Annotated in this window: 9 protein-coding genes; 7 read left to right on the top strand and 2 right to left on the bottom strand. The window is 61.3% G+C overall.

The window, feature by feature from the left end:
* The first annotated feature begins 177 nt into the window (after nt 1–177).
* The 7 genes from ACODSV_RS00395 to ACODSV_RS00425 all read left to right on the top strand — a co-directional run bounded on the left by ACODSV_RS00395 (nt 178) and on the right by ACODSV_RS00425 (nt 8,983).
* Nucleotides 178–1,164, top strand: a complete 987-nt coding sequence (locus ACODSV_RS00395) for a phosphate ABC transporter substrate-binding protein PstS (protein WP_016978637.1) — start codon at nt 178–180, stop codon at nt 1,162–1,164.
* 386 nt (nt 1,165–1,550) lie between these two features.
* Nucleotides 1,551–3,584, top strand: a complete 2,034-nt coding sequence (locus ACODSV_RS00400; RefSeq protein WP_173860558.1) for an ABC transporter permease subunit — start codon at nt 1,551–1,553, stop codon at nt 3,582–3,584.
* A gap of 15 nt (nt 3,585–3,599) precedes the next feature.
* Nucleotides 3,600–5,270: a phosphate ABC transporter permease PstA gene (gene pstA, locus ACODSV_RS00405; protein ID WP_024078153.1), complete on the top strand. Its 1,671-nt coding sequence runs from the start codon at nt 3,600–3,602 to the stop codon at nt 5,268–5,270.
* A gap of 119 nt (nt 5,271–5,389) precedes the next feature.
* The gene (pstB, locus tag ACODSV_RS00410) at nt 5,390–6,223 is read left to right on the top strand and encodes a phosphate ABC transporter ATP-binding protein PstB (RefSeq protein WP_024078152.1); all 834 of its coding nucleotides are present in this window, start codon (nt 5,390–5,392) and stop codon (nt 6,221–6,223) included.
* Nucleotides 6,224–6,293: 70 nt separating this feature from the next.
* Complete coding sequence (gene phoU, locus ACODSV_RS00415; RefSeq protein WP_024078151.1) at nt 6,294–7,055, top strand: phosphate signaling complex protein PhoU; 762 nt, start codon at nt 6,294–6,296, stop codon at nt 7,053–7,055.
* Between the two features lie 168 nt (nt 7,056–7,223).
* A complete protein-coding gene (locus tag ACODSV_RS00420) occupies nt 7,224–8,132 on the top strand; it encodes a response regulator (protein ID WP_150054119.1) in 909 nt (302 codons plus the stop codon).
* Between the two features lie 188 nt (nt 8,133–8,320).
* Nucleotides 8,321–8,983, top strand: coding sequence for a M23 family metallopeptidase (locus ACODSV_RS00425; RefSeq protein ID WP_024078149.1), 663 nt, complete (start codon nt 8,321–8,323; stop codon nt 8,981–8,983).
* Nucleotides 8,984–9,013: 30 nt separating this feature from the next.
* Here ACODSV_RS00425 and ACODSV_RS00430 read toward each other — a convergent pair whose 3' ends face one another.
* Nucleotides 9,014–10,354, bottom strand: a complete 1,341-nt coding sequence (locus tag ACODSV_RS00430) for a hemolysin family protein (protein ID WP_024078148.1) — start codon at nt 10,352–10,354, stop codon at nt 9,014–9,016.
* Between the two features lie 258 nt (nt 10,355–10,612).
* The gene (gene phoR, locus ACODSV_RS00435; RefSeq protein WP_206379746.1) at nt 10,613–11,899 is read right to left on the bottom strand and encodes a phosphate regulon sensor histidine kinase PhoR; all 1,287 of its coding nucleotides are present in this window, start codon (nt 11,897–11,899) and stop codon (nt 10,613–10,615) included.
* Between the last annotated feature and the right edge of the window lie 84 nt (nt 11,900–11,983).

An 11,983-nucleotide genomic window follows, 5' to 3' on the forward strand; every position in this document is an offset into this window, starting at 1 on the left:
TTACGCCCGCCTCAACCCTCGCAGAACCCCTGTGTTTCCGAAGTTTTCCCCGCGTTGCTGCGTTTCATCATCGATGATGGCCTTTCATCTAATTGTCATATTCCAGACATAGAGTGTTCACACGGCCTCTCGATACTTGGCCCCGATCCAATTATCCCTATCTGCTAGGAGCAAGGCATGAAACTGAAACGTTTGATGGCGGCAATGACTTTTGTCGCTGCTGGCGTTGCGACCGCCAACGCGGTGGCCGCTGGTGTTGACCCGGCAATTCCGGCTTATGTGAAGACCACTGGTGTGTCGGGCAACTTGTCCAGCGTCGGTTCCGATACCCTGGCCAACCTGATGACCCTGTGGGCTGAGGGTTACAAAAAGGAATACCCGAACGTCAACATCCAGATTCAAGCTGCTGGTTCTGCCACCGCGCCTCCTGCGCTGACTGAAGGCACTTCCAACCTGGGCCCGATGAGCCGCAAGATGAAGGACACCGAACTGGCGGCCTTCGAGCAGAAGTACGGCTACAAGCCAACCGCTATCCCGGTTGCCGTGGACGCCCTGGCGGTGTTCGTGCACAAGGACAACCCGATCCAGCACCTGACCATGGAGCAAGTCGACGCGATCTTCTCCTCGACTCGCCTGTGCGGTGGCAAAGCCGACGTGAAAACCTGGGGCGACCTGGGTGTGACCGGCGACCTGGCCAACAAACCAGTGCAACTGTTCGGTCGTAACTCGGTGTCCGGCACCTACGGCTACTTCAAGGAAGAAGCCCTGTGCAAAGGCGACTACAAGCCTAACGTGAACGAACAACCTGGCTCGGCTTCGGTCGTGCAGTCGATCAGCTCCTCGCTGAACGGCATCGGTTACTCGGGTATCGGCTACAAGACCGCCAGCGTGAAAACCGTGGCCCTGGCCAAGAAAGGCAGCACTGACTTCATCGAAGACAGCGAAGAAAACGCCCTGAACGGCAAATACCCGCTGTCGCGCTTCCTCTACGTGTACGTCAACAAAGCCCCGAACAAGCCTCTGGCCCCGCTGGAAGCTGAGTTCGTGAAACTGGTTCTGTCCAAACAGGGCCAGGAAGTTGTAGTGAAAGACGGCTACATCCCGCTGCCAGCCAAAGTTGCCGCCAAGGCCCTGGCTGACCTGGGTCTGAAAGAAGGCAACTGATTGCCTCTGCGGGAACCGGTACGCCGGTTCCCGCATCACTAATTTTCAATCCGCTGCCAGCCCTGCTTCGCGGCGGATTTCTTGCGTCACTGCATTGTCATCTTTCTGTCATACAGGATCGCTAGGGTGTGCGCATGAATGATCTGGCCAATTCCACCATGACGACAACTTCTCCCCCCAAGCGCATTGATTTCAATACGCCTGAGCTGCAACGCAAGCGCCGCATCCGCGCGCTCAAGGATCGCCTGACCCGTTGGTACGTACTGATTGGCGGCCTCGCCGTCCTCGGCGCCATTACCCTGATTTTCTTCTTTCTTGCCTATGTGGTTGCGCCACTGTTCCAAGGTGCTTCCCTGACCAAGGAAGACGCGCTGACCCCGGCCTGGATCCAGGACGCCGGCAAGCCGTTGATGATTTCCCTGGAGGAACAGAACCAGGTGGCCATGCGGGTTTCCGACAAGGGCCAGGCGCTGTTCTTTGATGTCGCCACCGGTGCCGAACTCAAGCGTTTCGATCTGCCGCTGCCGGCGGGTGCGAGCGTAGCGTCAATCGGTGAAGACCAGCCGGGCAGCCCGCTGGTGATCCTCGGCTTTTCCAATGGCCAGTCCCTGGTGTTCCGCCACACCTATAAGGTGTCGTACCCGGACGGCAAGAAAACCATCACGCCTGCGATTGAATACCCCTACGGTGAAACGCCCATCGTGCTCGACGATGCCGGCCGCCCGTTGGAGCACGTCGCCCTCAACGCCACCGACTCGTCGCTGGTGGTTGCCGGCTCGGCGGGTTCGCACTTGAACGTGCTGACCCTGAGCCGTGAAGAAAACATGATGACCGGCGACGTCACCAGCGAGCAGAAGCGTATCGAGCTGCCGCAGATGACTGAGCCGGTGAAGGCGATCTTCATCGACCCGCGACAGCAGTGGCTGTATGTGATTAACGGTCGCGCCCTGGCCGATGTGTTCAGCCTGCGCGACAAGAGCCTCAATGGTCGCTACAAGTTGCTGGAAGACGCCAACGCTGAAATCACCGCCAGCACTCAACTGGTAGGCGGTATCTCGCTGATTATCGGCAACTCCAAGGGTGGCCTGGCCCAGTGGTTCATGGCCCGCGACCCGGATGGCGAGCAGCGCCTGAAGCAGATCCGCACCTTCCAGATGGGCACCGCGCCCATCGTGGAAATCACCGCCGAAGAGCGTCGCAAAGGCTTCACCGCCCTCGATGCTTCCGGCAAGTTCGGCGTGTTCCACAGCACCGCCCACCGCACCCTGCTGGTGGATCCGGTGGTCGACGGCCAGGGCGTGTTCGGCCTGTCGCCTCGCGCCAACCGTGTGATCGTCGAAGCCGGCGGCAAGCTGCAACCGCTGCTGCTGGACAACCCGCACCCGGAAGTGTCCTGGAGCGCGTTGTGGAGCAAGGTCTGGTACGAAAACTACGACGAGCCTAAATACGTCTGGCAATCGACCGCCGCCAACACGGACTTCGAACCCAAGATGAGCCTGGCCCCGCTGACCTTCGGTACCTTGAAGGCCGCGTTCTACGCCATGCTGCTGGCCGCGCCACTGGCCATTGCCGCCGCGATCTATACCGCTTACTTCATGGCCCCGAGCCTGCGCCGCAAGGTCAAGCCGGTGATCGAACTGATGGAAGCGATGCCGACGGTGATCCTTGGCTTCTTCGCCGGCCTGTTCCTGGCGCCGTATGTCGAAGGGCATCTACCGGGGATTTTCAGTCTGCTGATGCTGGTGCCGATTGGCATCCTGGTGGCCGGTTTTATCTTCAGCCGCCTGCCTGAGTCTATCCGCCTGCGGGTACCCGATGGCTGGGAAAGCGCGATCCTGATCCCGGTGATCCTGTTGGTGGGCTGGCTCTCGCTGTACATGAGCCCGTACCTGGAAACCTGGTTCTTCGGCGGCGACATGCGCATGTGGATCTCCCATGACCTCGGCATTACCTACGACCAGCGCAACGCCCTGGTGGTTGGCCTGGCCATGGGGTTTGCAGTGATCCCGAACATCTACTCCATCGCCGAAGACGCCGTGTTCAGCGTGCCGCGCGGCCTGACCCTGGGCTCCCTGGCCCTGGGCGCCACGCCGTGGCAGACCATGACCCGCGTCGTCATCCTGACCGCCAGCCCGGGGATTTTCTCGGCGCTGATGATCGGCATGGGCCGCGCCGTGGGCGAGACCATGATCGTGCTGATGGCCACCGGTAACACGCCGGTGATGGAGATGAACCTGTTCGAAGGCCTGCGCACCCTGGCGGCCAACGTCGCCGTGGAGATGCCCGAGTCGGAAGTGGGCGGCAGTCACTACCGCGTGCTGTTCCTCTCGGCACTGGTGCTGCTGCTGTTCACCTTCATCATGAACACCCTCGCCGAGCTGATCCGTCAGCGTCTGCGCAAGAAATACTCGTCGCTTTAAGAAAGGTAGAAGTCTGTGAAACAGAACTCCCTGAATGGATGGTTCAAGAGCGGCGCTCCCGGCGTCTGGATCAGCGGTGGCGCGGTGTCCATCGCGGTCATCATGACCATTGGTTTGCTGGCGGTGATTGCCGTGCGTGGCCTGGGCCACTTCTGGCCGGCTGACCTGATCCAGGCCAACTACAACGTGCCGGGCCAGGAAAACCATATCGTCATCGGCGAAGTGGTGCAGAAAGAAGAAGTGCCGCGCGAGCGCCTGAAAAGCGCTGGCCTGCCGGTGCCCGATGCGGGCCCGGAATTCATGACCCGCGAGCTGATCAAGGTCGGCAACCGTGACCTGAACGGCAACGACTTCACCTGGATCGTCGGCGAGTGGTTGAAGGACCAGAGCACGCCGAAGAACCTGATGACTATCGAGCGTCGCGAGTGGGGCAACTTCTACGGCACCCTGGTCAACGTCAAGCAGGATGGCAAGGTCATCGCTGAAGGCGAGGCCGCGTGGCCGGAACTGCAAGCCCGCGTCGACCGCGTGAACAAGCTGGCGGCTCAACTCAAGACCCTGGAGAAGTCCGACATCGGCGCGATCAACGCCGGCCTCGAACGTATTCGCCTGCACGGTCGCAAGCTGGAACTGGAAGGCAAGCTCGACGCCGCCGCCCAGGCCGACATGGATGCCGACCGCGCCGAACTGAACGCCCGCTACCAGGACATCGAAGCGCGCCTGGCCGACCTGCACGCCCAGTTCAACCGCGACGCCTTGACCGCCCGCGATGCGAACGGCAAGGAAGTGGAAATCGGCATCGGCAAAGTGGTACACGCCTACCAGCCGAACGCCATGGGCACGATGACCAAGATCGGCTTCTACTTCAGCAAGGTCTGGGAGTTCCTCAGCGACGACCCACGGGAAGCCAACACCGAAGGCGGGATCTTCCCGGCCATCTTCGGCACCGTGATGATGACCCTGATCATGGCGATGATCGTGACCCCGTTCGGCGTGCTGGCAGCGGTGTATCTGCGTGAATACGCCAAGCAGAACACCCTGACGCGGATTATCCGCATCGCCGTGAACAACCTGGCGGGTGTACCGGCCATCGTCTACGGCGTGTTCGGCCTGGGGTTCTTCGTGTATGTATTGGGTGGCTCGGTCGACCGTTTGTTCTTCGCCGAAGCCCTGCCGGCCCCGACCTTCGGCACCCCAGGCCTGCTCTGGGCCTCGCTGACCCTGGCGCTGCTGGCGGTGCCGGTGGTGATCGTGGCCACTGAAGAAGGCTTGGCGCGGATTCCTCGCACCGTGCGTGAGGGGTCCCTGGCACTGGGCGCGACCAAGGCGGAAACGTTGTGGAAGATCGTGCTGCCGATGGCCAGCCCGGCGATGATGACCGGCATGATCCTCGCCGTGGCGCGCGCCGCCGGTGAAGTGGCGCCGCTGATGCTGGTGGGTGTGGTCAAGCTGGCGCCGTCGCTGCCGCTGGATGGCAACTACCCGTACCTGCACCTGGACCAGAAGATCATGCACCTGGGCTTCCATATTTATGACGTCGGCTTCCAGAGCCCCAACGTCGAGGCCGCACGGCCGCTGGTGTACGCCACCGCGTTGTTGCTGGTGCTGGTGATCGCTACGTTGAACCTGTCGGCGGTGTGGATTCGCAACCACCTGCGCGAGAAGTACAAGGCGTTGGACAGCTGATCGGAATTGAACGCGGACTTATTTGTGGGAGGGGGCGGTGTGCCAGCCAGCACACATGCTCCTGATACACCGCTATCGGGGGCAAGCCCCCTCCCACACAACAGCACAGGGAGCATCCCATGCAACACGAAACCCAATCCCACGGCATCAACATGTCTGCCCTGGGGCGTGACAAGCAGAGCCTGAGCCTGGCCCAGGAGACCGTGGCCATCGAAGTGCCCGGCCTGAGCCTGTACTACGGTGAAAAGCAGGCGTTGTTCGACGTCAGCATGAACATCCCCAAGCAGCGCGTGACCGCCTTTATCGGCCCCTCGGGCTGCGGCAAGTCCACCCTGCTGCGCACGTTCAACCGCATGAACGACCTGGTGGACGGTTGCCGCGTGGACGGTGCGATCAACCTCTACGGCACCAACATCTACCGCAAGGGCGAAGACGTGGCCGAGTTGCGTCGTCGCGTGGGCATGGTGTTCCAGAAGCCCAACCCGTTCCCCAAGACCATCTACGAAAATGTGGTCTACGGCCTGCGCATCCAAGGCATCAACAAGAAACGTATCCTTGATGAGGCCGTGGAGTGGGCACTCAAGGGCGCGGCGCTGTGGGATGAGGTCAAGGACCGCCTGCATGAGTCAGCGCTGGGCCTGTCCGGCGGCCAGCAGCAACGTCTGGTGATTGCGCGCACCATCGCCGTGGAGCCGGAAGTGCTGCTGCTCGACGAACCGTGCTCGGCACTCGACCCGATCTCGACGCTGAAAGTGGAAGAACTGATCTACGAGCTCAAGTCCAAGTTCACCATCGTCATCGTGACCCACAACATGCAACAGGCGGCGCGGGTTTCCGACTACACCGCGTTCATGTACATGGGCAAGCTGGTGGAGTTCGGCGATACCGATACCCTGTTCACCAATCCGGCAAAAAAACAGACCGAAGACTACATCACCGGTCGCTACGGCTAGGAAGCCGTGGTTCACATTGCACTGACGCTGCGGTTCTCCGCACCTTACCGGACGCTCCAAGGACGCCAACATGATTAGCAAAGAAGGCCTTACCCATCACATCTCCGCGCAGTTCAATGCCGAGCTTGAGGAAGTGCGCAGCCACCTCCTGGCGATGGGCGGGCTGGTGGAGAAGCAAGTCAACGATGCGGTCACCGCGCTGATCGAGGCCGACTCGGGCCTGGCCCAGCAAGTGCGTGAGATCGATGACCAGATCAACCAGATGGAACGCAACATCGATGAAGAATGCCTGCGCATTCTTGCCCGTCGCCAGCCGGCGGCGTCCGACTTGCGTTTGATCATCAGCATTTCCAAGTCGGTGATCGATCTTGAGCGCATCGGCGACGAAGCCACCAAGATTGCCCGTCGCGCCATCCAGCTGTGTGAAGAAGGCGAAGCCCCGCGCGGCTACGTGGAAGTGCGCCATATCGGCGACCAGGTGCGCAACATGGTGCGCGACGCGCTTGACGCATTTGCCCGCTTCGATGCCGAGCTGGCATTGTCAGTGGCCCAGTACGACAAGATCATCGACCGTGAGTACAAGACGGCGTTGCGTGAGCTGGCGACCTACATGATGGAAGACCCGCGCTCTATCTCAAGGGTCTTGAGCATTATCTGGGTGCTGCGCTCCCTGGAGCGGATCGGCGACCACGCGCGCAATATCTCGGAACTGGTGATCTATCTGGTACGCGGCACCGACGTACGGCACATGGGCCTCAAGCGCATGAAAGCGGAAGTTGAAGGTTCAGTCGATCAAATCCCTAATGTTCCTGGCGAATCTGACGATAAGTAAGGTTGCCCGAGAAATTAACGCCCGGCCTTTGGTCGGGCGTTTTTGTTCGTGGCAGCTGAATTTTTTACGGATCGGACGAAAGAAAGTCCGAACGTGACGATAGAGTTTTGGCAAAATGCCATTAGTCAGGCGTTCTGCGTGCCGCGGTTTTTATAGGATAAAGGGTCGATGAGTAAAGTCAGTGTATTGGTGGTGGATGACGCCTCGTTTATTCGCGACCTGGTGAAGAAGTGCCTGCGCAACTACTTCCCGGGCATCAAGATCGAAGATGCGGTGAACGGTAAAAAGGCCCAGGCCATCCTGATGCGCGAAACCTTCGATCTGGTGCTGTGCGACTGGGAAATGCCGGAGATGTCCGGGCTTGAGCTATTGACCTGGTGCCGCGAACAGGCGCACCTCAAGGCCATGCCATTCGTGATGGTGACCAGCCGTGGCGACAAGGAAAACGTGGTCCAGGCGATCCAGGCCGGTGTATCCGGCTACGTCAGCAAGCCGTTCACCAACGAGCAGTTGCTGAACAAGGTCAAGCAGGCCCTGCACAAAATCGGCCGTCTCGACGCCTTAGTCGCCAGCGCACCGACCAAGATGAACTCGGCTTTCGGCAACGACTCGCTGAGCGCCCTGACCGGCGGCAAGCCTGAAGCGGTCAAGGCCGCTCCGGTCGCGGCCGTGGCGCCCAGCCGCGGCTTGCTCAACAGCCCACCCGTGCAAGCGGCGCCAGCAGCGGGGGCGCCGTCGGGTGGTCGTGGCCAGGGCCAATTGCGCCTGTCCAGCGGCACCCAACAGTGTGTGATCAAGGCGCTGAGCATCAAGGAGGCGCTGCTGGTGGTGCGTCGCGGTGAGGTCCTGCCCCAGGTACTGGAAAGCGCGGTACTCGACCTTGAGCAGGGCGACAACGCCGAAGTCGCGCGCCTCAACGGCTACCTGCACGCCATTGTGGCGTTCGAGCCCAAGCCCGACAGTGACTGGCTGCAACTGACCTTCCGGTTCATCGACCAGGATGCGCAAAAGCTTGACTACATCTCGCGCCTGATCGCGCGCGGCACGGCGCAGAAGCATTTTGTGCCGGGCGCCTGACCCTCGAGACAACTGAAAAATGTGGGAGGGGGCTTGCCCCCGATAGCGGTGTGTCAGCTAACGAATACTTGGCTGAAGGACTGCTATCGGGGGCAAGCCCTCTCCCACATTGGATCTCCATTGTGGCGTACAAAGTTGTCATGATCCGTTGCTAACCTGCCGCTCAGTCATCCCGGCAGGTTCACACCATGCTCATGCGCTTTTTGCTGTGCTGCGGGCTTGCAACGGTCGCCGTGTCGACCCAGGCCATGACCCTCTACAAATCCGTCGATGCCAATGGCCTGGTGTTTTTCAGCGACCGGTATACGCCTGGCGCCCAGGCGTTCGTGATCCGGGAGCGCAAGGTTGAGCGACCGATGCTTGTCGTGCCCAGGCCCGATCGTCCACAACAAGCTTACCGCTACCCCTTGCCTTGGCGCGGCGGCCCTTTCCGCCTGACCCAGGGCCCCAACGGCAGCTTCAGCCACACCGACGCCAAGAGCCGCTACGCCATGGACATTGCCATGCCTGAAGGCACGCCGATTATTGCCGCCCGCAGCGGTGTGGTGGTGAAGACCGAGAACGAGCAGGCCGGGCGGGGCAATGATGCGTCGGGGAATTTTGTGCGGGTGCGGCACGACGATGGCACCGAGGGCGTGTACCTGCATCTCAAGCGAGGGTCGGTCAGTGTGAGGGTAGGGCAACGCGTGGCAGTGGGGAGCCCGCTGGCGTTATCGGGCAATACCGGCAACAGCAGCGGGCCGCATCTGCACTTCGTGGTGCAGCGGCCCACCGAGGCGGGGCTGGTGTCGATCCCGTATGAATTCAACCAGCCCGTCGGCGCATTGCCCAATTTTGCATTGGGCAATTGACGGCAGGAGCGGGCAAGCCCGCGCCTGCGGTTAGTCGAGCAGTAACACCTTGGCCAGCACGATCTTCGGTCCTTTCATCTTCTTGATGATGATCCGCAAGCCCTCAACCTCCAGCACTTCTTCCTCTTCAGGCACCCGCTTGAGGGTGTCGTAGACCAGCCCGGCCAAGGTTTCAGCCTCGATGTGGTCCAGGTCGACGCCCAGCAGGCGTTCCACCTTGAACAGCGGCGTATCGCCCCGTACCAGCAGCTTGCCCGGCTGATAGGCGAGGATACCGCGCTCGGCCTTGCGGTGTTCGTCCTGAATATCGCCTACCAGCACTTCCAGCACGTCTTCCATGGTCAGGTAGCCGATGACCTTGCCGTCGGCTTCTTCCACCAGGGCGAAATGCGCGCCGCCCTTGCGGAACTGCTCCAGCAACTGTGACAACGGCATGTGCCGTGACACGCGTTCCAGCGGGCGGGTCAGCTCGGCCAGGTTGAACGACTCGGGGAGGTGGTCCAGGGCCGCCAGTTCCAGCAGCAGGTCCTTGATGTGCAAAAGGCCGACAAACTCGTTGCGCACCGCGTCATACACGGGGTAACGGCTGAATTTGTGGCGACGGAACAGCGCGAGGATTTCCTTGAGCGGGGCGTTGAAGTCCAGGGTCACCAGGTCTTCCCGGGAGTTGGCCCAGTCCACCACTTCCAGCTCGCCCATTTCCACGGCCGACGCCAGCACGCGCATGCCTTGGTCGCTGGGGTCCTGGCCACGGCTGGAGTGCAGGATCAGCTTGAGTTCTTCGCGGCTGTAATGGTGCTCGTGGTGCGGGCCGGGTTCGCCTTGGCCGGCGATGCGCAGGATGGCGTTGGCGCTGGCGTTGAGCAGGTAGATCGCCGGGTACATGGCCCAGTAGAACAGGTACAGCGGCACGGCGGTCCATAGCGACAGCAACTCGGGTTTGCGGATCGCCCAGGACTTGGGCGCCAGTTCACCGACCACGATGTGCAGGTAGGAAATCACAAAGAACGCGGCAAAGAACGACACACCCTTGATCACTTCCGGCGATTCGACGCCCACGGCGCCCAGCAGCGGTTCGAGGATATGCGCAAAGGCCGGCTCACCGACCCAGCCCAGGCCCAGGGAGGCGAGGGTGATACCCAGCTGGCAGGCCGACAGGTAGGCGTCGAGCTGGCTGTGCACGGTGCGCAGGATCTGTCCGCGCCAGCCGTTGGTATGGGCGATGGCCTCGACCCGGGTGGAGCGCAATTTGACCATGGCGAACTCCGCTGCAACGAAAAATCCGTTGAGCAGTACCAGGACCAGTGCAAAAAGAATCATGCCGAAGTCGGCGAAGAGTGTGGCGAGGGTGATACCAGGGGAAGGGTCCATGATGGGGTTTTGCGGGTTCCGTGTGTTCAATTAGGGGTGACAGGAGAGCCTGAAAGGCAGACACAAGTGGGCCAATGTAGCGGCTGACGGGGCGCTTGCCTAGTGGTTGCTGCCAGGTGGGGTATGGAATGCACTCTCTAAGACAACACCGATCCACTGTGGGAGGTGGCTTGCCCCCGATGGCGGCGGGTCAGATATGAATGTGCTGCATGACACCCTACCTATATCGGGGGCAAGCCCCCTCCCACAGTATTGGGTTTATTCGTCGGGGCTGAGGACTCGCGAGCGCGCCACCTGAGTCGGCGGAAAATGGCAGGTGAACGTACTGCCATGCCCCAGCACGCTGCTGATCTCCAGCCGCGCGCGATGGCGCAGCAGCACATGCTTGACGATGGCCAGGCCGAGGCCGGTGCCGCCGGTGTTGGAGTTACGGCTGGAATCGACACGGTAGAACCGTTCGGTGAGGCGCGGCAGATGCTTGGCATCGATGCCGATGCCGGAGTCCTGCACGCTCAGGTGGGCGCCGTGTTCATCGGCCCACCAGCGGATGCGGATATTGCCCTTGTCCTGGGTGTATTTCACCGCATTGAACACCAGGTTGGAAAACGCGCTGCGCAATTCGCCTTCGCTGCCTTTGAGCAGGATCGACGGGTCGGCTTCCAGGGTGATCTGTTGCCCGCGTTGGCCGGACAGGGCCTGGGCGTCGTTCTTGATGGTCTGCAACAGGCTCTGCACCGCGACCGGCTGGTTGTCCGACGGGTAATCGGTGGCCTCCAGCTTGGCCAGCAACAGCAAGTCGTTGAGCAGGGTTTGCATGCGCGAGCCCTGTTGCTGCATCTGTTGCAGGGCGCGGCTCCAGCGCGGGTTGATCTCGTCGACATTGTCCAGCAGCGTCTCCAGGTAGCCGCAGATCACGGTCAATGGGGTACGCAGTTCGTGGGAGACGTTGGCGACGAAGTCCTTGCGCATCTGCTCCAGCTGGTGGATGCGTGTCACGTCGCGCACCAGCATCAGGTGTTCGTTGTTGCCGTAGCGCGTCAGGTACAGCTGGATGCGCACGCGGTCGTTGGTGGGCGAGGGGATTTCCAGGGCTTCTTCGTAGTTCTCCTGTTCGAAGTACTCCTTGAAGCGCGGGTGGCGCACCAGGTTGGTCACCGGCTGGCCGCTGTCCTGGGGTGTCTTGAGGCCCAGCAGGGTCTCGGCGGCGCGGTTCCACCATTCCAGGTTGCCATCGCTGTCGAGCATGATCACCGCGTCCTTGAGCGCGGCGGTGGACTCCTGTACCCGGTCGATCACCGCTTGCAGGCGCCCGCGGACGCGTTGGTCGCGGCGTTGCAGGTGGTAGATGCTGTCGAACACCTCGCCCCACAGGCCGTAGCCGTCGGGTGGTGCTTCATCGGGTTTGTGCTGGCGCAACCATTCATGCAGGCGCAGCAATTGCTTCAGCGTCCAGCCCAGGTACAGGCCGATGCCAACAGCCAGGCTCCAGCCGTATTGACCGCTGACCAGGCCCACCAGCAGGCAGCCGGTGATCAACAGAAGCATGTGGCGGATCAGGGTGCCATGCCAGTTTTGATTCACTTGAACATGCGTCCTTGTCAGCTGTTAAGTCAGGCTCTTAAATCAGGA

The organism is Pseudomonas sp. FG86 (assembly GCF_057808775.1).